The sequence below is a fragment of the Syntrophales bacterium genome (assembly GCA_030018935.1).
Lineage (GTDB): Bacteria > Desulfobacterota > Syntrophia > Syntrophales > CG2-30-49-12 > CG2-30-49-12.
The window spans coordinates 13,010-36,841 of sequence record JASEGZ010000011.1 but is presented as its reverse complement, the minus strand read 5'-3'; the positions used below and the strand labels follow the sequence as shown (position 1 = coordinate 36,841).

The 23,832-nt window shown below is 47.0% G+C and carries 22 protein-coding genes and 1 pseudogene; 1 reads left to right on the top strand and 22 read right to left on the bottom strand.

Annotated elements, in window-relative coordinates:
- Positions 1-30: 30 nt before the first annotated feature.
- The 5 genes from prfB to QMD03_03740 form a co-directional block, all read right to left on the bottom strand.
- Positions 31-1,117, bottom strand: a protein-coding gene (prfB, locus tag QMD03_03760) for a peptide chain release factor 2 (GenBank protein MDI6776347.1) whose coding sequence is annotated in 2 segments (ribosomal slippage) — positions 31-1,050 and positions 1,052-1,117 — 1,086 coding nt in all. Because the reading frame shifts where the segments join, the coding sequence is not laid out codon by codon here.
- On the bottom strand, positions 1,110-2,672 hold the full coding sequence (gene lnt / locus QMD03_03755) for an apolipoprotein N-acyltransferase (protein ID MDI6776346.1): 1,563 nt from the start codon (positions 2,670-2,672) through the stop codon (positions 1,110-1,112). The genes prfB and lnt overlap by 8 nt, the downstream gene beginning before the upstream one ends.
- Positions 2,669-3,382, bottom strand: a complete 714-nt coding sequence (locus QMD03_03750) for a hemolysin family protein (protein MDI6776345.1) — start codon at positions 3,380-3,382, stop codon at positions 2,669-2,671. The genes lnt and QMD03_03750 overlap by 4 nt, the downstream gene beginning before the upstream one ends.
- 178 nt (positions 3,383-3,560) lie before the next feature.
- Positions 3,561-4,679: a radical SAM protein gene (locus QMD03_03745; GenBank protein MDI6776344.1), complete on the bottom strand. Its 1,119-nt coding sequence runs from the start codon at positions 4,677-4,679 to the stop codon at positions 3,561-3,563.
- A gap of 62 nt (positions 4,680-4,741) precedes the next feature.
- A complete protein-coding gene (locus QMD03_03740; protein MDI6776343.1) occupies positions 4,742-5,560 on the bottom strand; it encodes a Sir2 family NAD-dependent protein deacetylase in 819 nt (272 codons plus the stop codon).
- A gap of 706 nt (positions 5,561-6,266) precedes the next feature.
- On the opposite strand from QMD03_03740, the gene QMD03_03735 reads away from it, so the two are divergent.
- The gene (locus QMD03_03735; protein ID MDI6776342.1) at positions 6,267-6,470 is read left to right on the top strand and encodes a hypothetical protein; all 204 of its coding nucleotides are present in this window, start codon (positions 6,267-6,269) and stop codon (positions 6,468-6,470) included.
- Between the two features lie 169 nt (positions 6,471-6,639).
- Here QMD03_03735 and QMD03_03730 read toward each other — a convergent pair whose 3' ends face one another.
- From QMD03_03730 to QMD03_03650, 17 genes and pseudogenes are all read right to left on the bottom strand, one after another.
- On the bottom strand, positions 6,640-7,866 hold the full coding sequence (locus QMD03_03730) for a pyridoxal phosphate-dependent aminotransferase (GenBank protein ID MDI6776341.1): 1,227 nt from the start codon (positions 7,864-7,866) through the stop codon (positions 6,640-6,642).
- Between the two features lie 88 nt (positions 7,867-7,954).
- Positions 7,955-9,214: a 2-hydroxyacyl-CoA dehydratase family protein gene (locus tag QMD03_03725; GenBank protein ID MDI6776340.1), complete on the bottom strand. Its 1,260-nt coding sequence runs from the start codon at positions 9,212-9,214 to the stop codon at positions 7,955-7,957.
- Positions 9,214-10,356: a 2-hydroxyacyl-CoA dehydratase family protein gene (locus QMD03_03720; protein MDI6776339.1), complete on the bottom strand. Its 1,143-nt coding sequence runs from the start codon at positions 10,354-10,356 to the stop codon at positions 9,214-9,216. The genes QMD03_03725 and QMD03_03720 overlap by 1 nt, the downstream gene beginning before the upstream one ends.
- A 57-nt stretch (positions 10,357-10,413) precedes the next feature.
- The gene (locus QMD03_03715; protein ID MDI6776338.1) at positions 10,414-11,169 is read right to left on the bottom strand and encodes a 3-oxoacyl-ACP reductase family protein; all 756 of its coding nucleotides are present in this window, start codon (positions 11,167-11,169) and stop codon (positions 10,414-10,416) included.
- 69 nt (positions 11,170-11,238) lie between these two features.
- Positions 11,239-13,359 (bottom strand): thiamine pyrophosphate-dependent enzyme, encoded by a 2,121-nt coding sequence (locus QMD03_03710; protein ID MDI6776337.1) that lies wholly within the window; start codon positions 13,357-13,359, stop codon positions 11,239-11,241.
- Positions 13,356-13,625: a 4Fe-4S dicluster domain-containing protein gene (locus QMD03_03705; protein MDI6776336.1), complete on the bottom strand. Its 270-nt coding sequence runs from the start codon at positions 13,623-13,625 to the stop codon at positions 13,356-13,358. The genes QMD03_03710 and QMD03_03705 overlap by 4 nt, the downstream gene beginning before the upstream one ends.
- Positions 13,613-14,164: a 2-oxoacid:acceptor oxidoreductase family protein gene (locus tag QMD03_03700; protein ID MDI6776335.1), complete on the bottom strand. Its 552-nt coding sequence runs from the start codon at positions 14,162-14,164 to the stop codon at positions 13,613-13,615. Before QMD03_03700 ends, QMD03_03705 begins: the two co-directional genes overlap by 13 nt.
- 85 nt (positions 14,165-14,249) lie before the next feature.
- Positions 14,250-15,392, bottom strand: a complete 1,143-nt coding sequence (locus tag QMD03_03695) for an acyl-CoA dehydrogenase family protein (protein ID MDI6776334.1) — start codon at positions 15,390-15,392, stop codon at positions 14,250-14,252.
- Positions 15,332-16,618 carry a radical SAM family heme chaperone HemW gene (gene hemW / locus QMD03_03690; protein MDI6776333.1) on the bottom strand — a complete coding sequence of 429 codons (1,287 nt, stop codon included), beginning with the start codon at positions 16,616-16,618 and terminating at the stop codon, positions 15,332-15,334. Before hemW ends, QMD03_03695 begins: the two co-directional genes overlap by 61 nt.
- 30 nt (positions 16,619-16,648) lie before the next feature.
- Positions 16,649-16,774 (bottom strand): annotated as a pseudogene (locus QMD03_03685) (transposase).
- Between the two features lie 70 nt (positions 16,775-16,844).
- Positions 16,845-17,156 (bottom strand): LapA family protein, encoded by a 312-nt coding sequence (locus tag QMD03_03680; GenBank protein MDI6776332.1) that lies wholly within the window; start codon positions 17,154-17,156, stop codon positions 16,845-16,847.
- 1 nt (position 17,157) lies between these two features.
- Entirely contained in the window at positions 17,158-17,643 is a 486-nt protein-coding gene (locus tag QMD03_03675; GenBank protein ID MDI6776331.1) for an HIT domain-containing protein, read from the bottom strand.
- A gap of 159 nt (positions 17,644-17,802) precedes the next feature.
- Complete coding sequence (locus tag QMD03_03670) at positions 17,803-19,167, bottom strand: MmgE/PrpD family protein (protein ID MDI6776330.1); 1,365 nt, start codon at positions 19,165-19,167, stop codon at positions 17,803-17,805.
- A gap of 19 nt (positions 19,168-19,186) precedes the next feature.
- Entirely contained in the window at positions 19,187-20,935 is a 1,749-nt protein-coding gene (locus QMD03_03665; GenBank protein ID MDI6776329.1) for a methylmalonyl-CoA mutase family protein, read from the bottom strand.
- 293 nt (positions 20,936-21,228) lie between these two features.
- Positions 21,229-21,501 (bottom strand): acylphosphatase, encoded by a 273-nt coding sequence (locus tag QMD03_03660; protein ID MDI6776328.1) that lies wholly within the window; start codon positions 21,499-21,501, stop codon positions 21,229-21,231.
- Positions 21,498-23,522: an NAD-dependent DNA ligase LigA gene (gene ligA / locus QMD03_03655; GenBank protein ID MDI6776327.1), complete on the bottom strand. Its 2,025-nt coding sequence runs from the start codon at positions 23,520-23,522 to the stop codon at positions 21,498-21,500. Before ligA ends, QMD03_03660 begins: the two co-directional genes overlap by 4 nt.
- Positions 23,522-23,791 (bottom strand): hypothetical protein, encoded by a 270-nt coding sequence (locus QMD03_03650; GenBank protein ID MDI6776326.1) that lies wholly within the window; start codon positions 23,789-23,791, stop codon positions 23,522-23,524. The genes ligA and QMD03_03650 overlap by 1 nt, the downstream gene beginning before the upstream one ends.
- Positions 23,792-23,832 lie beyond the last annotated feature (41 nt).

The window sequence follows — 23,832 nt, the reverse complement described above, 5'->3', positions numbered from 1 at the left end:
TTTTTATCTTCCCCTATGATGAAAAATTATTTATTGCAGCAGATAGGCTTCGATAAAGTCATCTATATCGCCGTCCAATACCCTGCCTACATTCCCCACTTCTAAATTTGTCCTGTGATCCTTCACCTTTCTGTAGGGATGAAGAACATAAGAACGGATCTGGCTTCCCCAGGCGATCTCTTTTTTCGACTTGTTCAATTCGTGTAACTTTTCGCTTTGTTCCCGGAGCTTCAGCTCATAGAGCCGAGACCTTAAGAACTTCATTGCCATGGCCTTATTCTTATGCTGGGACCGTTCATTCTGGCATTGCACTACTATCCCTGTGGGTAAATGGGTAATTCTGACGGCAGAGTCGGTCTTGTTCACATGCTGACCTCCCGCCCCCGTAGAACGATAGGTATCAATGCGCAGGTCATTCTCATCTATCTCGATGACGATTTTATCATCCACTTCCGGATAGACAAAAACAGAGGCGAAGGAGGTATGTCTCCTGGCACCGGCATCAAAAGGAGATACCCGTACAAGACGATGGATACCGATTTCTGCCCTGGCATACCCGTATGCGTATGTTCCCTCCAGGGTCAAGGAGACACTCTTTACGCCGGCTTCCTCTCCTGGTTGATAATCAATGATAGTGGTAGAGAATCCCTTTTTCTCAGCCCATCTTAAGTACATGCGTAAAAGCATCGCCGCCCAGTCCTGGGCCTCTGTACCGCCGGCACCAGCATGAATCGTCATGATGGCATTCATGTGGTCCTGTTCGCTGCCCAGCATCATCCTGAGTTCTTCATCACTCACGAATAACCTCAGTTTATCCAGATCACGGCCAATATCATTTAGTGTCTCTTCGTCATTTTCTTCACGGGCCATCTCGAAAAGCATCTCCAGGTCATTCAGGGCGCTTTTCTGTCTCTTCCAGTTAGCGACGATCGTCGTCAACCTGTTTTTTTCCTTCAGTATTTCACTGGCTTTTTCAGGATCAGTCCAGAAGTCTTCCTTTAACGAACACTTTTCCATTTCTTTGATTTGCAATTCCTTGCCTGTAATGTCAAAGGCAGTTTCCGAGACGTTCGATTCTCTTCTTTAAATCTGCAATGGCCTCAGTTAATTCAAGCATATTGTCTTCTCCTCTTCAATGAAGTTAAAAAAATTACTGACAGAAATATCAGGCAAGTGTAAACAAAAACATCCCCGTATATCGTATAGAATGTCTGTTTGTCAATAAATTTAACCATTCCCCGCAGGGCTGATCTTTTAAACAATCCTGTTTGAGAGATAAACTCTCCTGTGGGATCAATAATGGCGCTGATTCCCGTATTTGCGGCTCTGACGACATAGAGGCGGTTTTCCACTGCCCTGAATGCCGTCATGGATAGATGTTGAAAGGGGGCTGATGTCCTGCCAAACCAGGCATCATTGGTTATATTCACAAGCAGGTCTGCTCCCCTTTTTTTATATGTCCGGCTTGCCTCAGGGAATATCCCTTCGTAACAGATCAGGACGCCCACTTTACGACTGTCCATTGACAAGGGGTAAAATCCCTTTCCTGCACCAAAGTCTCCTACACCCACCACCAATTTACCGATAAAGGGAAACAGTTTCTTTAAGGGTACATACTCGCCGAAGGGTACCAGATGAACCTTATCATATCGTCCGAGGATCTTTCCTTCAGGGGAAAGGAGAAAAGCACTGTTGAAAGAGGATAGTTTACCCTCCTCCCTCTGATAGCTGGGACTTCCGAACAGCAGCCAGTCAGCGGGTACCTTTGCAACATCCGTCACTTTTCTATGTAAATCGTCCATATCCTGAAAATAAAAGGGCACGGCGGTCTCCGGCCAGACGATTAATCCTGATCCTGATGGTGACATCTGAAGGGACAGTAATTTGTAGACGTTCAAAGTCTCATCCTGGTACCGGGGATTCCACTTGATACTCTGATCAATATTTCCCTGAATAAGGGCAACTTCCATTGCTTCTGCTTCCCGTAGATCCTTCCTGATTTCTTCGATGCGCAAGACGCCATAAAAATAGCAGATCAAGACCAGGGCACATCCTGCCGTAACTTCCACGAGCAGGCGCTTTCCCGACCCCTGACTGCCGATCGCTGACCGCCGATATGATAACAAGTCATAAAAAACAACATTAATCAAAACGATGAGAAAGGTAATCCCATAGATGCCGGTTATGTCAGCCACCTGGATCATGGGACCACATAAGTATTGCGAGTAAGCCAGGTTCTCCCAGGGAAAACCGGTAAGCAGATGAGACTTGCCATATTCGAGGCAGGTCCATAAAAGAGGCGCCACCAGGATCGGGGGAATACCCCTCTCTTTAAAATAAATGACGCCAGCGGCAAAGAGGGCTATATAGAGACTTAGGTAGGCTGCCAAGAGCACCATGGCGGAGATGCCCACATAATAGGGCAGGTAACCATAGTGCACCACAACAAACGTGACCCAGTAGATGATGCCGATATAGGACACAAGACCGGCAATAAAACCGATAGCCAGTCCCTCTGAGGGGTGCTTCCCTTTCAGGGCATATAAAAGGGGAACAAGGGCGACCCAGGCAAATATCCCCATCCCAAACTTGGGGAAAGAGAGGAAAAGGAGAATCCCGGAGGCAGCAGCTAAAACGAATGCATTTTTATTGATTCCCCGTTCACCGCTCACTGCTCACTCTTCCGATCTTGACCTTGTTCACTGTTCACTCTTCCGATCTTGACCTTTTTAATACTCCGTTCATCGGCCGATTCTATAATCATTTCAAAATTATCTATATAAATCATTTCTCCTGCCACCGGGATTTTTTTGATCATGGAAAGGATCAATCCCCCGAGGGTCTCAAACTTTCCCTCCAAAAACTCGACATCAAAATAATCTTCAATTTTTTCGATCTCCATTCTGCCGTCAACAAGGGTATAACCATCGGCAAGCTCCACAAAGCCCCCTTCTTCTAGATCATGCTCATCGTGAATCTCCCCGACAATTTCCTCTATTAAATCTTCGAGGGTGACAAGTCCCGACGTCCCCCCGTACTCGTCAATCACAATCGCCATGTGGTACTTTTTTTGTTTTAACTCATGGAGGAGAAGATGAATGTTCTTTGTTTCCGGGATATAATAGGGATTTCTGAGGCAGGAGATGATATCGCCCTCTGTTACCGGTTTTGACCAGAATTTAAGGAGGTCCTTCACGTTTAGGATGCCGACAATATTGTCCACATTGCCACTGTAGACGGGCATCCTCGTATGACCATACTTAATGATCAGATCAAGAATCTCTTCAATCGTTGCGTTGCTCCTGATGGCAACGATTTCTGTCCTCGGGATCATGACCTCTCTGACGATGGTATCCCTGAATTCAAGGATACTCTGGATCATCTCGCCTGAGTGGGGATCTATCAGCCCATTTTCCTCCCCCGCGTCAATAATAGACTGGATATCTCTTTCCAGACGGGACTGATCTTTGGCAGAAAATATTCTCCCGATTATTGATGTAATCCTTTTCTTTAAAATATCCTTTTCCCTTATTTAATCTATCTCAAATATGTTTAAAAGTTTAAAGGCTTCCCAGATGAATATAATCCTCAGTTTGTAAAAATTTCTCTTCACTGATCCTTAACCCCTTTTCTATGAGTTCAAGAAGAGCCCCTTTTTCTTCAGGAAGTTTATATCCATCGTAATCCTGTTTTAATAGGTGGGTGAGCTGTCCGGTGGCATTCAAATAGGCGGGATTCCTGAAGTGGTCGAAGCAAATCCTGCTGGTTACATCCAGTCCGGCGATCAGTATTTTCATTTCTTCCAAGCACTCATGAGGCGATAGAAGCTCCAGTTTATTATTCATGTATGCGTCAAACAGGGGTGTACCGGGTAAAGGGGTGAATGGCCTCGACCGTATAAAATCAGGGTTGATTGCGTTCAGTATCCTGGCCGTACTTTCGGCATGTTGCCTGGACATGGCCTTCCCCCCCAAACCGGGCATGATATATTCTGAAAGCTCAATGCCAGCTTCCATGACCTTCCTTCCGGCAACGATATGTTCCTCCGCTGTTACCCCTTTTTTCACCTTCGCTAACAACTCATCATCCCCTGTCTCCAGTCCTATATGTAATCTCGCAAGACCTGCATGAGACAGGTCTTTTAGATCTTTCCCTTTCTTTTTAAATATGGTCTTGGCCCTCGCATAGGAGGTTACCCGTTCCAGAGTAGGAAATCTTTCCCTTAAATATTTGATAATTTCAACCAATCGGGGGGTAGGAATGATAGGGGAATCAGCATCCTGTAAAAAGGCCGTTCTTGCCCCCGAAAGCAGCCAATTGAAGACATTGATAAAACTATGGCTGTTGCCGAGTTGGGGCATCCTTCTGAGGAGAGTGGTTCCCACCGGGGCGCTTATATCGCCAGCATAGCCCAGCTCCCAGGATACATTTTTTATTTCGTCGCAGATAAGCCCTGCCGTATCAATATCGGTCTTAACATCGTCCACAGATCGCATCTGGAATTTTTCGTGATCATACGGTCTGCCGTAGCAGAAGGCACATTGGTTCCACGGGCAGTTTCTGGTAACCCTTATCAGAAGGGAATAACTACCACCTTCACTGGGAGGACGTATGGGCCCTATCTCAAATGAAAGTCCGGCGAGTTTCCCATTTTCCCTATTTAAAGTATCCATATCCATACTATCTCTCTTTCAAAAATTCCCCTTCTCTATTTTCAGGAATTGCATGCCCTCCAGTAAGTTCAGGCGCCCCCCTCTTTTACCATGATTTCTTTTAGTGAAAGAACGATCAGGGGAAGGATTTCCCCCGTATTTCCTTCCAGAAAGAGATCAGATTGGTCGGTGAGGGCACTTCCCCTGGGATTAATCTCAATCAGTAAAGCCCCCGCTGATTTGGCCATTGAAGGGAGAGAGGCTGCCGGGTAAACTACGCCGGATGTACCCAAAATCAGCATGAGATCACAAGCCCTGGCCTCAACCATTGCTTCATTTAGGTCCTGAACTGGCTCTCCAAATGCCACAGCATCCATACGTGTATTCCCACCACAGGAGCAACGTGGAAAATGAGATGCCATCTCCTCGAAAGAAAATCGCTCCATCTTTGCGATATATTCCTCGAAGACCTCAAAAAACGCATTTCGTTCCAGTACCTTCTTTTTACCACATTCGAGACAGCGAAGCCGATAGACATTCCCATGCATTTCGAATACCCGGGAATTGCCCGCCTCCCGATGAAGGTTGTCAACATTCTGGGTGATGACAGCTCTCAGATAACCCATCCTTTCAAGGTCAACCAACGCCTGATGACCTGGATTCGGTCTGGCCGTCTTGATGCCATTTAAAAAGCCCATTAAAATCTGTGGCGCATCCTTGGGGTGTCTGGCCATTACCGCCACTATCCCCCCGGAACTCCCCTCCGGGTATCTGTCCCACAGACCGCCCGGGTCCCGATAGGTTGATATCCCGCTCTCGGCAGAGATACCAGCCCCCGTTAATGCCACGACCCGTCGACATCCAGAGACTAGTCGGGCTGATCTGTCTATCATTTCTTGGCTGATCATGATACCTCCTTCAAGAGAATCTAAATCCTTATTTTAAGGATAGCAAGTTCTTGTCAAATTGTCAAAAAAACACACGGCCAACTATCTCTTCTGGGTTGTCATACCGCGAACTTCATTTAAGTAAACCGCTTTCATGGGTTCCATGCCTTTTTTCATGTAACGATAGATATTCTCCTGGAGAAAAACATAATTATGATTAACAATAACAGCCTGATCCGAGATGGTTTGCCCTTAATCTAAAAAAAAGTTGCTAAAAAAGAAGATTTTTCCTATAATATTAAAAGAGATTTTATCTCAAAAGGAGGTTTAATTAGTTTCCTCTAAAAAATGCGGTTGTTAGGCCGCTGCCGTAGGCACAGAGAAGAAAAGCAGAGGAACAAGACTCTATCTTTGGCGGCATAGACGGGAACCCCACCCGGATTCCCTTTTTATCTTTCGTCTTCTTCAGTTTTCAAAGAGCAAAATCACAACAACGTTTGAAAAGTCCTATTTTTCAGGACGGACTAATTAGAGAAAAGAAGGAGGTAGTGAGATGATGAAGATGACTTGTGACAAGTGTGGCTTTACAGATGTATTTTACACATTCAGATACCTGAGTAAGGCTGGTTGACCAGCTACCGGATGTGCTGACTTCCGGCAGTGTCCCAGGTGTGGGACCACTGGTATATTTTCGAGGGCTGAGGCCTTAGAAGGGGAAGAAGAGGAAATGAAGGAACTCTCTATGAAACTGGCAAGCATCGGGAAAGATGCAGATGAGGCATTGCTGAGAGATGCTAAGGATATTATAGTCGAACTCAGAAGAGCCAATCAGCGGTGGAACATTCTGAAATTGGATGAGTTTCTCAATCAGCGACAAAAGGAACTAAATATAGGCTATGGACGTAGGCTGCCATCCAGTGTGGGTAGTTAATGATGGGGTGAGAAGGTAAAGTATGGGCAATACGAATGAACAAAAGGAACATCCCCCGGTTAAAGGTTGGAAAGGCTGAAAAGTTACCAAAGTACGAAGAATATACCTCGGAAAAGCAATAGAGAAGGAGATCCAGGAAGAACAAACCGTACATTCCCACCCGCCTCTATTAAAGATACTCTTTCAATGTCTGCCCGAATCCCTCCATCGCATTGATGATGGTAGCGTCATCCACACAGTAGGCGATGCGAAAATGTCCTGGTCCCCCGAATCCGCTACCAGGAACGGTAAGGATTTTTCTCTTCTGGAGGGCCCTGACAAATTCAATATCATCTTCGATAGGCGTGCGGGCAAAGAGATAGAATGCTCCCTCGGGTCTGGTAAACTGGTAACCGAGTGAGGAAAGGCCATCACAGAGCATATCTCTCTTTCTTTTGTATTCCTCCACATTGACCCGCTCACCCTGCATTCTGGCCACTATTCTCTGCATAAGGGCGGGTGCATTGACAAAACCAAGTATCCTGTTGCATAGGATCATCCCGTTGATGACCTCTTTGACATCTGCGATTTCCGGATTGACCGCGATGAAGCCGATCCTTTCTCCGGCAAGAGATAGACTCTTGGAATAGGAAGAGGTTATGACGCCGTTTTTACAGGCCGAAAGTATACTCGGCACCTTTACACCGTCATAGACTATATCAGAATAAGGCTCGTCGGAGACGAGGTAAATATTCCTTTCATACACTCTGCATTTTTCCTCAAGGAGGGCGGCCAGCCCCCTTATTGTTGCTTTGTCATACACTTTCCCCGTTGGATTATTGGGAGAATTGATTAAGACAATCTTTGTTTTTTCCGTGAAGGCGTCGCCTATTGCTCCGAGATCAAGGGAAAAATCTTCCCTCGTTTTTACGATCTTTGTGATACCGCCGCTATTGTCCACATAAAACCTGTACTCTACAAAGAACGGTGCGGGAATGATTACCTCCTCGCCTGGATCGAGAAGGGCCTTTAAGATCACGTTTAGCGCTCCCCCTGCCCCGCAGGTCATGATAATGTGTTCAGCGGATAAGGATACACCATGCTCTCTGCTGAGATAGGAAGCGACAGCATCCCTCGTTTCCGGGTATCCGGCATTGGGCATATACCCGTGCATGCCGGGGATATCTTCCCCGGCCACATGCCGGAGTAATTCCTTAAACCGAGTAGGGGGGTCGAGATTAGGATTCCCGAGACTGAAATCAAACACATTCTCCGCCCCATACTGCTTTTTGAGACTGACACCCTCCTCAAACATCTTCCTGATCCATGAAGAGTCGGTAATAAATCCTTGGATTTTCTTAGAAATGGCCACAACGAATTCCTTCTTTTTTTCATACCTTGACATGGTTTCTTTCATTTTTTACCTGAAGTTTTGTAGTCACTACTCAGGAGCCAGAATGAAAGGGAACCTATATCTACACCCACCACAGTGTAAGCCATTCTCTTTACCTTCTTCTTGAATCTATCATTTCGTATAACGCCTGAAGCCTTGTCTCTATCTGATTATCTGAAATCATAGCGGGATCAATCATGTCTCCTTCAACAATTACTCCAGGAATCCCGTACTTTTTATCCAACACATCTATTACATCCGGTTGGGCAAGGTTCATTATCCTGCATGTTTTGGAGGAAAACATGATCAATCCGTCAAGGGAGTAGTCCTCAATCAACTTGCCTATCAAGTCTATTGTTCCCTTAGGGGAGAAGGTATAAATCAGGTGACTTTCCATCCCATAATATAAATCTGCCCAGGTCTCAACCGGATGTTCAGGGTCAATCAGTTCCGGATGAGGGAAAAACTCCCAGGGATATCTTCCACAGAGGACAACGGCGCCATGAGGGATAAATTTGCGCATAAATTTGCCTAAAAACGCCCAGGGAAGCCACCCATCCCAATATAGCCGGTATTTCTCTCCATCCGGGGCTATTGCAGGGATACCCTGTTCTCTCCGCTCTTGTAATTCGTTAAGGAGTCTTTCGTAATAGGCGATACCTGCCGGATTTCCCATCAAATAGAAAACAGGTGCAATACTTACACCATAGTCCCAGAGTGTCCAACGAGAGGGTTTGTCCTTAAAAAATTCCCAACACTGATTTCTGAGGGTGGCTACCTTTTTGAGTATACTTAAGATCTCACTCATTCGATCATAATCGAAGGGCTTTTCGCATACATCTTCAAAAGTCGGTATAACAACCTCTTTAAATTGCCTGTAAACAAATTCTCTTATCCTGGGCATGTCTTCTACATTGAAAACAGCAGGAAGATCAATAGGCAAAACGCGAACTCCAAATCTTCGATGAAGCCCCTCAGCATAATGGGACATCTCCGGGCAGAGGCGACCCGCTATCATCAAATCTGGCATGGGAAGTATTGCCTGTGGATTTATGGGTATCCCTCTGGCTACCGCTTCGCCCATCCCCATGTGAAGGCGATGATATGAACACGTCTCAGGAAGGTCCCCCGCCATCTCTGCCACCCTTAACACCTCTTCTCCTGCCCCTATACCGCCGCAGTATGCGGCATAACCGGCCATAAAGTGGCATTTCATACCCATTGCATAGGCAAATATGAATGTGGGGCCCGATGCCCATGCCACCATCTCTCCTCTTTCCTTGGCTGTTCTCAGGTCAGCCCAGTGTTTATCTACCAACAGCCTGATCTCATTCGTTGTTTTAAGCCTGTTTACTTTATATTGCACATCCATTATACACCCCCTATCATCTCTGCAAATGACTGCAACCTGGTTTTTATCCCTTCCAGAGTCATAATCTCGTGTTCCATCTGTATCATTGTTTCATGTACCCCCTCTTTCTCCATCTTGCTTCTAAAGTCAGGATAATAACAGGCGTGAGGAGGACAGTATTTTACGAGGATACTGATGATACCCCTGGCATTGTTATCCTTCATCTTCTTTATGACCTCATCTCCCCAATGGATATCCCAGACTCCCTTGGTTGGACAGAGAGGGCTTTTGGTAAGATAACGATCCACAAGGGCCTCCATGGGATCACCATTCAGATTGACTTTATTTGCAAAGTATCTTGAACCGATGTAGAGGTCATCGTCAGGGATAATCATTCCCAGATCTTCTATCAGGTCAAGGATGTCAAATTGAAGGGTCTGGCAGAGACAGCCAACGAGGATAACCTTAATCTTTTCTTTTTTTGCTTCCATCGCCTTTTCTTCCATTCCTTTAATAAGCTCTGTCAGCAATTCATTGTGGTCTTCTTTGGGCATCAACATGCTCGACCATACTATCTGCATGACCTCTTTTGCCTTCAAGATCTCCGGTTTTTCCCGCCGCATTTCATAGACCCTTTCCATAAGGCTGCGGTTCTTATTATATATTTCAATACTCTTCTTGAGATTATCATCGCTTATCTTTTTGCCGGTGAAGTCTTCTAATGATGTCTTGAAAGATTCCAATTCTTTTAGTGCAAAATCCCTTGTGGCCTTGCCGGGATAGATGGCAGGAAGGTATAAAACCTTTTGGTAGGCAGGCTTAAAATGTCTCTCCATAATAAAGGGAAACTCTCCCGCCTGCAGGCATTGTCTTATATGGAAGACCAGCCCATCCATAAAATCCAGTTTTCCTCTCACTGCATCATCAACGAAGCTTCTTGTAATACCACAGTCATACGGTGGCACATGAGCATGTCCCCATGTTACCGGTTCGTTGCCTCTCCATATTACTACCGGTATCAGACCGGCGGCGTGGACTATCTCTTCCGGAATGTGCATGGGGAAACAACCAATAATCTTCTTATTCTTACGCTCCTTGAGCCCAGCGACATACCCATAGGGATCTGATGTGGTCTCTGCAATCTTACTCAATATCCTTTCCATACTGCACCCCTTTCTTCTACCTAAGACCCAATACTCTCTCGGCTTTGCCGTGGGTGTTTAATATGTGGTCCACCCGCCACTTACAGAAAGCGTCTGGCCGGTCATATAACTCCCCTCATCGGTAACGAAAAATAACACAGCACCGGCTATGTCCGAAGGCTTTCCACTTCTTCCGAGAGGAACGTTTTTTTCAAAATCATCGAAATATTCCTTGGGATAAATTTTGAGGAGAAACTCGTTCATGATCAGTCCTGGGGCGATACAGTTTACCGTAATATTATGTTCGCCTACCTCTCTACATAAAGCCCTCGTAAATCCGACAATACCTGCCTTCGCCGCCGTGTAATGGGCCTCGCCATCCTTAGAACCGACTAAAAATATGGAAGACGAAAGATTGACAATTCTTCCATACTTCTGTTTAATCATTGTGGGAAGGACTGCTTTACAGCACAGAAAGGTAGACTTAAGATTAACGTTTATAACAAAATCCCACACCTCCTCATCCATATCAACTACCTGCTGAAGTTTGTTTCCACCGGCATTGTTCACCAGGATGTCTATCCTTCCGAACTTATCCAGTGTTTCCTTAACCATATTGGTTATGTCTTCCCTCTTTGTTACATCACACACAATACCCAGGGCCTCTCGCCCCGTTTCAGACTTAATATCTTCTGCTATCTGAAATGGCCTCTTGGGATGGGCATCACTAACCACAACATTTGCCCCCTCCCTGGCCAAAGCCCAGGATACACCCTGACCGATACCTGCCCCTGCAGCGCCAGTGACAATAGCAACCTTTCCTTCAAGTCTCATCTCTTGCCTCCTTAAGATTGTTTTTTGTTTAACTTTATTACCCTTACGCGCAACTCGTAACCCGTAGCCTTAGATTGTTTTTTTGCTGTTAACTTTATTGCCTTCGACCAACTCCTGCCATCTCTTATCAATATACCTCTGTATCTCTTCCATCTGGGCATCGGTTATATGGGAAAACCTCCCCTGTAACTTGAGATACTCCTCTACAGATCTCTTTTTTTTCGGCACTTTGGTAATGGTCCTCTTTCCCCCCTCCCACTCATACAGTATCCAGGATCCTGTCTCTACGGCAAGTCTTCCTATTTCAATCGCCAGGGCGGGATCCATTTCCCAGCCAGTAGGGCATGGGCAAAGGATATGGATGAAGGCCGGACCATTAGCCTCTTTAGCCTTGAGGACCTTTTTCCTGAGATCAGGCAGATAACTGGGCGAAGCAGTAGCCACATAAACGGCACCGTTGGCCTCAATAATCCTGGCAAGGTCCTTCTTTTTCATCTCCTTGCCCCAGGGGGTGGTCTTGGTTTTGGCCAGATAAGAGGTGCTACCACTTCGTTGCACCCCTGTAGTCATATAGGCTTCATTATCATAGCAAACATAGACTATTCTGTGTCCCCTTTCCACGGCACCGGATAAAGCCCCGAAGCCAATATCACCGAGGCCACCATCTCCGCCAATGGCCAGAATGGTATAATCCTTACCCTGTCTCCTTCTTGCCGCCTCTACCCCGGAGGCAATAGAGGCCAGATTGGTAAAGCAGTAATGGCCTCCGGCAACCTTGAATGACGACAGAGGCCATACTCCCATAGCAGCCATAATACAGCCGGTGGCAACGGGGACTACACAGTTCTTTCCCACAGTCTCTATCACGTGTCTCACCGCCAGCATAGAGGCACACCCCTGACAGACATTGGTCCCCGGGACAACCAAAGGATCTTCCCTAACGTCTTCCCTGGTAAATTTTTCCCCTCTTCTTAATCTCTGATAATTATCATCTCCAGCCATCTTCAAACTGGCTTCAGGTATGCCACTAACATTATACCATTCCTCAAATTGATCCTCACGAGATATAGCTTCTTCGATCATCTTTCTGATATCAAGACGGCGGACATCTTCATGGCCTAAAACGAAATTGGATATCTTGGGCTTCTCTCCATAGAGGACATTCCTGATCTCCATGAAAAAGATTCCATGGCTACCTGGTGACCTAAATCTGTCCAGGACTAGAATCTTCTTCTTATCTGCTAAAGTACTCCTCAGTTCCTCTTCCGGGAAGGGCCTGAAAACCCTTATCCTTACCAAGCCTACCTTTTCACCCTCCCTTCGATATTCATCAACCACGTCCTTCACCACCCCGGCCGCTGTTCCATAAGTGACCACAACAAGATCGGCATCTTCCGCCATATACTCTTCGATCAAGCCATACTTTCTGCCAAATACCTTTTCAAATTCTTCACAAATATCCTTAATTACCTCTTTCGCTCTTAACATGGCCTCATGCTGCTGTCTCTTCATATTAGAATAGTCAAGTAAAGATCCATGCCCCTGTTGAATGGGATAGTCTGGATCCAAAAAGGCATGTTTTGGGGTATATGGGGGCAGGAACCTGTCAACAGATTCCTGATCTGGAACCATCACTGGTTCATAGGTATGGGTTAACCGAAAACCCTCATAGGATACGAGGCTGGGTAACAGTACCTCCTCATGCTCGCTCACTTTATAAGCCATGATTATTGAATCCAGGATTTCCTGGGCATCTTCGCAGTGGAACTGAAGCCAGCTTGAATCTCTCTCAGAAAGGACATCAGAGGTGTCCGGGCCGAAGGTCTGGGGAGAACCTATTCCCCTTGTGGTAACGGCCATCACAAAGGGCAGGGCCATCCCGGAGGCCATCCACATCACCTCATGCATGTAGGCGATACCCTGACCACAGCTCGCGGTAAAGGAACGAACTCCCGCTGATGAAGCTCCCGCGACGATACTACAGGCAGAATGTTCCCCTTCGGCGTTAATAAATTCTGCATCCATTGTACCCTCGTTTATCAATTCAGCCACCGCCGCTATCGTAGGCGTATTTGGTGTAATGGGATAAGCCGAGACAACTTCTACCCGGGCAAGCTTTGCCCCCCAGGCGGCAGCCTCGGAACCAGAAAGAAACATTCGTGTGTGTGTTTTGATCATTCCCCCGTTCATGGCATCTCCTCCCTTACCATTTCTACTGCATCTAAAGGACATTCATGGGCACAAACACCACACCCCTTGCAATAATCGTAATCTATGACAATCTTTTCTTCTTTTCCCTTCCGATATACTACCCCTTCGATACAGTAATCGCTACAGACAATACATCGGTTACACTTATCGTGATCAATCACAGGCTTGAAAGTCCTCCAGCTTCCGGTCTTCATGAATAGGGTATTACCAAGGTTATGTATTACACCTCCTCTTAATTCTGGCATTTTCTCTTCACCTCCTCATAAGTCTCTCTGAGAGCTGCAATATTACTTTCTGTGTGTTCCTCTCCTACCAGCTTTCTTCCCAATAGATCTGGTAAGACCTTCTCGATTGACGCCAAGGAAACGATGCCCGTGAGAGCGGAGAAGGCTCCAAGCAGGGAGGTGTTTACCACGGGTCTGCCCAGATGTTTCAAGGCGATGGAGGTAGCATCAACACAGATCGTTTTATGCTTCAGTTCCAGATTCTTTGGTGAGTTGAGGATTATTGTGCTGTTATCCTTAAGGCCGGCCTCAATATTCTCGGTATAAACTATTGTAGGATCGAGGACAATAAGATAATCAGGACTAACAATCGGCGCCCTGATCCTGATCTTTTTGTCATCTATCCTTACCCATCCCCACACCGGGGCGCCTCTTCTTTCCCCGACGGGAGATTGAGCCTGCTGGCCATATTTCCCCTCCACTACTGCAGCATAGGCAAGTACCCGAGACCCCACAACTGCACCTTGTCCACCTCTACCGTAAAGCGTTACCTCAATCATAAATTATACCTTATGCCTCCTTTCTTGTCTAAGTTCGTCTACCAGGAGAGCAATCTCCTTTCCGGCAATTTGAGCAGATACGAATTTATACCAGCAGTGACCTTGCTACCACAATCCTCTGGATCTGGTTGGTTCCTTCAAATATCTGAAAACACTTGGCATCTCTCATCATTCTTTCCACAGGATACTCCTGGGTATATCCATACCCACCGAGGATCTGAACTGCGTCCGTGGTTACCTTCATCGCCACATCGCTGGCAAAATATTTAGCCATGGAGGCAAGCATGATACTCTCTCTATTGCGATTTAAGGCAACAGTAGCAGCCCTGTAAACCAGATACCTGGCTGCCTCAATCTGAGTCGCCATATCTGACAGCATAAACTGTATTCCCTGAAATTCACAAATCGGCTTGCCAAACTGGACCCTTTGTTTTGCGTAGCTTATGGCATAATCGAGGGCACCTTGAGCCAATCCCACACCCATGGCAGCCACTATCGGGCGGCTCTCATCCAGAGTATACATTACGTCCTTAAATCCATCACCTTCCCTGCCGAGGAGGTTCTCCCTGGGGATACGGCAGTCCTCAAAGACCACCTCGCAGGAGGCAATGCCCTTTATACCCATCATCTTCTCCTTCTTAGAGATAATCCGACCAGGGGTTCCTTTCTCAACGACAAAGGTGCTAATCCCTTTTGCTCCTTTGCTTACATCGGTCTTGGCATAAACCGTGGTCACATCAGCTTGGTCACCCATTGAATGAAACCGTTTTGTTCCACTCAAGATGTAATGATCACCCCTGAGTACAGCGGTGGTTCTTATCGCGGAAACATCAGACCCTGCATCCGGCTCCGTAATGGCTATGGCATAGAGCCATTCACCACTTGCCAGCCTGGGTAGATATCTGGTCTTCTGTTCATGAGTACCAGCCAGTCTGAATGCAGCAGAAGCAAGGGATAAGGGGGGGCCTGTGAGAACAGCCATGGTTCCACTAACCCTGCTGATCTCTTCTGTAGCCAGACAGCAAGTTACGAGGTCCCCTTCCGATCCACCATACTCTTCCGGGAAAAATATCGCCTGAACACCGATTTCACTAAGGGTCCTGTATACGTCGCCTGGAAACTCATCCTTATCGTCAATTTCAGCCGCCCTCGGCGCTACCTTCTCTGCTAAAAAGCCCCGCAGAGAATTTCTGAATATTTCCTGTTCTTCTGTAAGTTGAAAAGGCATACATCTCCTCCCCTTCTATCGTTGATTGAGAGCTTTGAAAAAGGAGTATTTGTCAGGGAAGCTGCCACTATTTGGGACAGACTGTCAGCCACGGCAAGGCCGGTACGGGTGAGAGACAGATAACCGTTTTTAATGACGATTAATCCCGCCTCACCGAGTGCGGCCAGTATTTTGCCGTTTTCAGATAAGAGGTCGCATTGATACTGGACGGAAAAATTTCTCAGGTGGATCCCCTTTTTCGTGCGGAGGCCAAGGTAGAGGGCTTCCATTTGCAACTGCCCGCCTGTCAGGGTTTCCGCTCCCTCAACGGGTGGTTTCCCTTTTTCTATGTCTCTGATATACTGATCAACAGACCGGTGATTCCACCAGCGTCTATTGTCTATAAAGGAATGTTGTTTGTCTATAAAGGAGTGGGCGGCGGGACCAAGACCGAGGTAAGGTGTATGGTTCCAGTATTTCTGGTTGTGTCTTGATGCCACACTAAGATCTTTTGCAAAGTTCGATACCTCGTAATGGACATATCCCGCATCCTCGAGGGTTTCGGATGTTTCTATAAACAGGTCATGCTGTACCTCTTCATCGGGAAGGGTAAATTCTCCCCTCTGGTGCCTTATCCCGAGAGGTGTATGGGCTTCCACGGTTAACTGATAGCAGGAAAGGTGCGCCGCATCAAATGATACAGTTAGAGACAGGTCGTCAAGCCAGGATTGCCTGTCCTGCCCGGGGACACCGTAAATCAGGTCGAGTCCCATGTTGTTAAATCCGGCTCTTTGAGCAGATTCAATGGCCAGTACAGCCTGACTTCTGGTATGTCTGCGTTCGAGAAAGGACAGGACCTTCTCGTCAAACGACTGGACGCCTATATGGAGACGATTTACCCCTAATTGACGGAGAGATTCAAGAGACTTGAGATCAACATCTGCCGGATTGACCTCCACAGTAATCTCCGCATCGGAAGGAAGGAAAAAGGTTTTATCAACCTGTGACAGGATGCCTGCAAAATCTCTTATCGTAAGGACAGAAGGGGTACCCCCACCGAGGTAAAGGGTGTCAAACCGGCTGAATACCTGGCGGTAGATTTCCACTTCTCTGAAGAGCGCCTTCAGGAAATCGGGAATCTGGTGAAGAGAAGTTTCAGAATAAAAATCACAGTAATTGCATTTCCCCCGGCAGAAGGGAATATGGATGTAAAGACCGGCTGTCCTGGAGTTGTTCAGTTTCCCCATTGATCCCAAATTTCGCAGACATGCCTGGTTAATGGCAACCAGAAGATAAGCGCAGACGGCAATCCATATCTGGATTTTGACGGCATTGGTAGATGTGCCATAGAACGTTTTGATTCTCAAGCGTTGTTTGATCCATTTGAAGAAAAGTTCTATCCAAGGTAACTTGATAAAGGATTCAAGGGGTTCTTGAATCCTCGAACCCCTTGAAATAAAGCGCTATTAACATTTACCCTTGATCCGTAGGGACGGTCTCTTCGAGAGAGGGCGGCAATTCGCTTGCCTTAATCTCTCTCCTTAAGTCTCTGAGTGTTCTATTCAATTTGGCCATTGTCCTGTTTAGCCTGTATCTCTCCATGATCCCCATAAATCCCGTAAAGACGACACCAACAAGAAACACAATAAAAACCAACAGGTAAGTCGACAGGGTAACATTTATGAGATCGTAATATTTTAACTGGACAGGCACCGTATTTTCCAATGAAAACGTGATGATAAACAGTACAACTAATACGACGATAATGGTATATATAACCTTCATTTCAATCCTCCCGATGATATTTTTTAAAATATGGCATAAGGAGTTCCCATGTCCGGGAAACATCCTCAGGGATCACGCGTACTTCACCCAGAACACTCATAAAGTTGCTATCACCACGCCACCTTGGAACAATGTGTATATGAAAATGATCATCTACCCCGGCGCCTGCCACTGTTCCCAGATTCATGCCTATGTTAAAACCCTCCGGTTTCAAGGCCTCCTTTAAGACCCTCACGGAAATATCCACAAGGTCAAACATCTCCTGTTTCTCCGCTGGCAAAAGGTCTTCTACCTGGCTTACGTGCCGGAAGGGAATAATCAACAAGTGTCCACTGGTATAGGGATAGAGATTCATCATCACAAAAGAGGTTTCTCCGTCGAAAAGAACAAGTTCATCCACCCTGATGGAATTCTTGCAAAAAATGCAACCCTCCGGCTTTTCACCTCTTATGTATGCCATTCTCCAGGGCGCAAATATCGTTTTCATTGAACCTGCCTTTGTAATAAGAGGGATCGGCAGTCACGTCAGTTGTCGGTTACCAATTGTCAGCGATCAACTCTTCTTTCTCTACTCCAGACCTCTGACTTATGACTTATGACTTATGACTTACGACTTATGACTTACGACTTACGACTTATGTCCACTTTAAGTCAGCAATTTTGTCAGTTCATTAACATCCCGTAGTTCGTCAAAATGTAATACCAACTCGACAATCTCGTTTATTTTTTTTGCAGGAAGAACTATCTGGGCGCAGTCCCTGAACTTGTTACACTGCTCCTCCCAGGTAATCGGATTCCTGGGAGAACCCGGGACATCGGCGAAGGAAACCTTTCGGGAGAACTCTCTGCCATCCTTTAGTCTGACAACCACCTCCTGGGGAGAGATGATATCTTCACTCCAGTCTTCAGGATGGACAAATTTTGTCCGGGAAATAAGGTCTTGGATCTCAGATCGGTTGATGCTCTCATCCGTGAATTGTCCCACACCAATCTTACCGTCAGTGAGTGCCGCAGCCAGGCAAAACTCCATACTGAACTTACCCTCCAATCCCTGATGCGGACGATGATGGATCAATATATTGGGTAAAGCACGGCTGGCGCGACATTCTATTTCAGTAACCTCAGACGGGGAGAGATCATGTTCCTTTTTCAGGTTTAACATGGCATATATCATGGGATGGGTACCACCACAGGAAGGGTAAGGTTTTATAGTAAGGCCCGGAGAGACAATCTCAAACGGATTACCTAAAGACCCAGGCACCCCATCCAGAGGCTGTTCCTTACCACCGGCAAAGACCTTGGAGAACCCTAAAGGGGCTTCAATTATATTCTCGTCCGAGGTAAAACCAGCCTCTGCTAACTCCGCTGCCACGATACCATTCCTATTTGCACTCCCTGCATGGAGGGATTTGGTCATGCTGCCAAAGTTCTGTCTCAATCCACTGGCAAGGGAAGCGCCGATTCCCAGTGCAAATTTTATCTTTTTAACGTCCAGGTTCAATATCTTTACACTGGCTGTCGCTGCTCCGATGCTGCCCAGAGTTCCTGTATTGTGCCATCCCACGAGATAATGGGTGTTGCCGAACGCGGCACTTAGTTTCCCCCCTACTTCTACCCCTAAAATATAAGCCAGTAGACATTCCCTACCCGGGCGATGGCACTTTTCTGCCATGGCCAGTGCTGCGGGAAAGATTGCTACCGTGGGATGGGCAAGCCAGGTAAGGGAATAATCGTCATAATCCAAAACATGGGCCATGGTGCCATTGATAAGGACGGTCTGAGAAGCTGGGACCATAATCTTGCCCGTCCATACCGTAGCTTCAGGGCTACCTTCAGATCTCCTGCCATATTCAATCATGATCCTGCTTGCCTCCTCCCTTGATCCCAACAAAGACACGCCGAGGCAATCAAGGATGCATCCTTTGGCAGCACTTATAGCCTCTTGGGGAAGCTGGTTATAACTTGTTTTTGCCACAAAATCGGCTATTCCTTCTGTAATCTTCTGTTCCATTTTAACACCTCCCCCTTTACTATAAGGAAACTTCAGTATATTCTCCAAATACCCCCCTTAAAACATCGCATATCTCCCCGAGGGTAGCATAGGCTTCAACTGCTTCCATGATGGGGCAAATAAGATTTACCTTCTCATCATGAGCTGCCTCCTCCAACCGCTTCAGGGTAGCTTTTACCTTTTCGTTGTCTCTCTCTCGCTTCACCATGGTCAGAGCTGCTATCTGCTTCTCCTCTGCTTCAGTTCTCCTCTCAGGATCGTAGGGATGGGGGACAAGCCTGTTAGTGGTAACTTCCAGTTCGTTCTCCCCGAGAAATGCATTTACCCCTACCACTATCTTCTGCCTGGTTTCTATCTCCTTCTGGTGCTGATGGGCACTCCTGGCAAGTTCCTTCTGTACGAAACCTTTCTCAATAGCAGCCACGGCACCGCCCATAGCCTCTATCTTATTAAGGATATCCCACGCCTCCTCCTCAAGCTGATTCGTCATCGCTTCTATATAATAAGACCCTGCCAGAGGATCAAGTGCCTCGGTCAGCTTCCCTTCATACTGGATAATCCTTGCAGCATCAAGGGATAGTTGCATTGCCTCGAGACTCCATCCTAACCCCAATGCCTCATCATAAGGAGGTTCACAACTGGGAGGATATCCAGCAAGGGCAGCAGCAATACCGGCAAAGGTGGCGCGCACCAAGTTGTTAAGGGGACGCTGTTTGGTCATGCTACTATACCCGGACATACCAACCCCGGGCATCCGCATGCGGTAGGATCTGATATCCTTTGCTTTGAACTTATCTCTTACTATCCTGGCCCACATCCTCCGCCCTGCCCTCCAGAGAGCCACTTCTCTAAGCAACTCCATGCTTCCACCAAAACCGAGAAAGGTAAATCTGGGAAGAAAGTCATCTACGTTCAGCCCGGCATCAATTCCCAGTTGCACATAAGCAATGGCATTGGCAAAGTAGAAAGCCAGTCGTTGTGGATGAGTAGCGCCAGCCTCCTGAATGTGACCGCTGCAAATGCTGATTACATTCATTGAAGGCATATGCCTGGTACAGAAAGTAATGGTATCCCTTACCATCCTCATTGAGGGAGCGGGTGGAAAGATATAGGTACCGCGAGCCGCAAACTCCTTCAAAATGTCATTCTGTGGTGTCCCCTTAAGCTTATCAAGGGGGATACCCCTCTTCTTAGCCAGAACAGCGTACATGGCGATAATTATGTTAGCCGGGGCATTAATAGTCCAGTCAGAGGCTATCCTGTCCAGGTCTCTGTCATCGGTAAATGCCTCGTAAAGGACTTCAAAATCTCTCAATGTATCTATGGCTACCCCCGTCCTGCCCACCTCACCTCGAGCCATAGGGTGGTCAGAATCATAACCACATTGAGTGGGAAGGTCGAAAGCAATATTAGGTCCTCCTTCTCGCCCCAAGCCTTGCATCTTACAATAATAGTCTCTGGTATCTTCTGCCGTGCCATAACCAGAGTAACGTCCCGCTCTGGTTAGACCTCCGCCACTTTCCAGGAAACCACCGCCGATAACAGGACCGGCACCGGGTATCTGGGTGGGATAAGTCCCCGCAGTAAACGGGTACTCCCCGGGAAATCCAACCTTTTCCAGGAAATCAAAATCTTTAACATCCTCTGGACTATAGAACTTGTTGGGATTTTCCCCAATGCCAAACCGTTTCATAGAGGCTTTTATTGTTTTCTCTTCCCACTCCTTCTTCCGTTTTTCTATTTCTCGCAGCGCCTCCTCCTTAAACATAACAGCCATCTCCTCATTATTGTAAGCATTCAGTTGCCAGCCTTCAGTTTTCAGCGAAAACAGGGGGATACGAGGGGAAGTTCACAACTTTCAGGACGAGTTTTCATGCTTGTCTTGACTTGTTTTACTGATTACTAATCGCTGACGGCTGAACGCTTGCCTTATAGATTATATCGCCAAGTTATAAAAAAACAAGTATTATCTGGCAGCCAGTAATTAAGCGGGCGATAGAATGATCGAAAAAATGTTTTGCCCTGCGAAGAGCCGCGTTTTTTATAGGTCTCGAAATATTTTCAATAGCGAATGCTGAACTGCCGGAATTCTCCTGAAAAGGGCTCCTCAATGACCTTAACATCCATAACACGGGCGAAGGGAGGACCTTTTTTGCACCACTCTAACATGGCATCCACATCTCCATCATTCCCTTCGAATACCGCCTCAACCCTGCCATCCGGAAGGTTTCTCACCCATCCCGCCAAGTTAAAAGACAGGGCGGCCTTCTGGGTGTTTGCCCGGAAGAAAACCCCCTGAACCCTCCCAGAGATAAAAACATGTATCCTCTTCATTTATCTCGCCTTCCGCCGGTAAGTCTTAAGAACTCCTCCTCATCAATGACGGCAATCCCTGATGATTGTGCCTTTTGAAGTTTTGAACCGGGCGCATTACCGGCAACAACGCAATCTGTATCTTTTGTTATCGCCCCCGACACCCGGCCACCCAATGATTCCACAATTTCCCTGGCTTCACTTCTGGTGAAATTGCTAAGCGTACCTGTAAAAACGAACGATTTGCCGGCGAGAGGGGCCGAGGGACGTGGCGCCGTCCCGACAGGTTTGACACCGGCTTCCCTTAGTTTCTCCATTACCCTGAGGTTGGACGGATGACGGAAGAATTTGGCAATACTGCCCGCAACCTCGGGACCAATTTCCCTGATTGCCATCAACTCTTCCTCTGTTGCCCCGATGAGGGCCTCGAGGGTGGCGAATTCCTTTGTCAGGATCCTGGCGATATGCTCGCCCACGTGACGAATGCCGAGGGCGAAGATGAACTTCTCGAGAGGGGGGGTTTTAGAACGCCCTATGGCATTAAGGAGATTGGTTGCCGATTTGTCTGCCATCCTCTCGAGGGTCAGCAATTTTTCCCTGTTCAGGAAGTAGATGTCGGCCGGGTCTTTTATGATTTTCGTCTCCACCAGTTGGGCGACGATTTTATCCCCCAGTCCTTCAATATCCATGCCGCCCCGCGCGGCAAAGTGCTTGATGCGTTCTTTAATCTGGGCGGGACATGCAAGACCGATGCACCGGCTGGCAACCTCCCCTTCGAGCCGAACAACCTCTGATCCACATTCAGGACAGAGGGAGGGCATGGTGAAGAGTTTCTCCGTACCGTATCTCTTTAATTCTATCACCTTTACAACCTCCGGGATTACGTCTCCCGCCCGCTGAACGATAACAGTATCGCCGATCCTGACATCCTTTTTCCTGATCTCGTCCTCATTGTGAAGTGTTGCACGGCTGATCGTGACACCACCCACCCTGACCGGTTTCATGACCGCGACAGGGGTCAGGACACCTGTCCGTCCAACCTGGACGATGATGTCTTCGATCACGGTTGTTTCCTGTGTCGCCTGAAATTTACAGGCAATGGCCCACCGGGGGCTCCTGGAGACAGCGCCGAGGCGTTCCTGGAGATCGAGGGCGTCAACCTTGATGACGATGCCGTCAATTTCGTAAGGAAGTTCATGTCTAATTTCGTTTATCTGATGATAGTATTGAATACATTCATGGATATCGTTGGCCTGCCTGATATGAGGATTGATCTTGAATCCCCACAGGGAAAGTGTCTGTAGGACCTTCTGGTGGCTTTTGCAGGTCTTTCCCGTAACCATGCCAATCCCGTAGCAAAATATATCAAGTGGCCTTCTGGCGGTGATCCTTGAGTCGAGCTGCCGCAGGGATCCGGCTGCAGCATTCCGGGGATTGGCAAAAGGAGGCTCGCCTTCCTGGACCCTCCTGCGATTTAATTTCTTGAATGCCTCAATCTCCATGTAAACCTCCCCCCTGATTTCAATCTTTTCCGGTACGGGTGTATCTTTGGTGACAAGCATTTTAAGGGGAATTGCAGGAATGGTCCTGAGGTTTACAGTAATGTCTTCCCCCACAGACCCGTCTCCCCTGGTTGCGCCAACCGCCAGTAACCCTTTTTCGTAGATGAGGTTTACCGCCACGCCATCAAGTTTTGGTTCCACCACAAACCGGATTTTCTCGTTTGCGTTCAGGAATCTCTTTATTCGCTCATGGAAATCAATAATCTCCTGTTCCGAGAAGGCATTGGAAAGGCTGAGCATCGGTGTGAGGTGCGCTACGGTGCTGAATTTTTCAAGGGGCGCCGCTCCGACACGCTGGGTGGGAGAAGAGGTAACATCAATTTCCGGAAATTGGTTTTCCAGCTCAAGGAGTTCCCTCATGAGATTATCATACTCAGCATCGGATATCTCCGGATCATCGAGCTGATAGTAACGCCGGTTATGATAATTGATCAGGGATCTGAGTTCCTCAATCCTCTTAATGGCCGGTTCTCTATCCATTATTTGATCAATCTTAAATGCGGTTTTCCTTTTGTAGATTTGGGGGGTGTAGTTTCCTTTCCCCGTATTTTGATAATCTGTTCATTGAAAATATGGTTCTTAACCCTTACGGAATTGATGATAAAGAAAATGATGACCGATTTCTCCCATTCCCTTGAGGTATCGAAATGTTCCATTTTATCCTTATATTTCCCCCACAAACTGACTAAGGATGCCTCATCCAGGTGGAGAATTTTTTCCGCAATCTCGTTCAAAGTGATTTCAAGCATTTCAAACTCCTGTTCCCCTTAATTTAATCGGTGCCATACCC

Excerpts from the sequence above, each read along its gene's own strand:
- QMD03_03745 (MDI6776344.1), bottom strand. The coding sequence starts at position 4,679 with ATGGATATGGATACTTTAAATAGGGAAAATGGGAAACTCGCCGGACTT.
- QMD03_03700 (MDI6776335.1), bottom strand. The coding sequence starts at position 14,164 with ATGATTGAGGTAACGCTTTACGGTAGAGGTGGACAAGGTGCAGTTGTG.
- QMD03_03665 (MDI6776329.1), bottom strand. The coding sequence starts at position 20,935 with ATGTTTAAGGAGGAGGCGCTGCGAGAAATAGAAAAACGGAAGAAGGAG.
- QMD03_03740 (MDI6776343.1), bottom strand. The coding sequence starts at position 5,560 with ATGATCAGCCAAGAAATGATAGACAGATCAGCCCGACTAGTCTCTGGA.
- QMD03_03660 (MDI6776328.1), bottom strand. The coding sequence starts at position 21,501 with ATGAAGAGGATACATGTTTTTATCTCTGGGAGGGTTCAGGGGGTTTTC.
- QMD03_03670 (MDI6776330.1), bottom strand. The coding sequence starts at position 19,167 with ATGGAACAGAAGATTACAGAAGGAATAGCCGATTTTGTGGCAAAAACA.
- QMD03_03720 (MDI6776339.1), bottom strand. The coding sequence starts at position 10,356 with ATGGAAAGGATATTGAGTAAGATTGCAGAGACCACATCAGATCCCTAT.
- ligA (MDI6776327.1), bottom strand. The coding sequence starts at position 23,522 with ATGGATAGAGAACCGGCCATTAAGAGGATTGAGGAACTCAGATCCCTG.
- QMD03_03750 (MDI6776345.1), bottom strand. The coding sequence starts at position 3,382 with ATGATCCAGAGTATCCTTGAATTCAGGGATACCATCGTCAGAGAGGTC.
- QMD03_03695 (MDI6776334.1), bottom strand. The coding sequence starts at position 15,392 with ATGCCTTTTCAACTTACAGAAGAACAGGAAATATTCAGAAATTCTCTG.
- QMD03_03650 (MDI6776326.1), bottom strand. The coding sequence starts at position 23,791 with ATGCTTGAAATCACTTTGAACGAGATTGCGGAAAAAATTCTCCACCTG.
- QMD03_03725 (MDI6776340.1), bottom strand. The coding sequence starts at position 9,214 with ATGGATGTGCAATATAAAGTAAACAGGCTTAAAACAACGAATGAGATC.
- QMD03_03715 (MDI6776338.1), bottom strand. The coding sequence starts at position 11,169 with ATGAGACTTGAAGGAAAGGTTGCTATTGTCACTGGCGCTGCAGGGGCA.
- QMD03_03705 (MDI6776336.1), bottom strand. The coding sequence starts at position 13,625 with ATGCCAGAATTAAGAGGAGGTGTAATACATAACCTTGGTAATACCCTA.
- QMD03_03675 (MDI6776331.1), bottom strand. The coding sequence starts at position 17,643 with ATGAAAACGATATTTGCGCCCTGGAGAATGGCATACATAAGAGGTGAA.
- QMD03_03680 (MDI6776332.1), bottom strand. The coding sequence starts at position 17,156 with ATGAAGGTTATATATACCATTATCGTCGTATTAGTTGTACTGTTTATC.
- QMD03_03730 (MDI6776341.1), bottom strand. The coding sequence starts at position 7,866 with ATGAAAGAAACCATGTCAAGGTATGAAAAAAAGAAGGAATTCGTTGTG.
- hemW (MDI6776333.1), bottom strand. The coding sequence starts at position 16,618 with ATGGGGAAACTGAACAACTCCAGGACAGCCGGTCTTTACATCCATATT.
- QMD03_03735 (MDI6776342.1), top strand. The coding sequence starts at position 6,267 with ATGAAGGAACTCTCTATGAAACTGGCAAGCATCGGGAAAGATGCAGAT.
- QMD03_03710 (MDI6776337.1), bottom strand. The coding sequence starts at position 13,359 with ATGAACGGGGGAATGATCAAAACACACACACGAATGTTTCTTTCTGGT.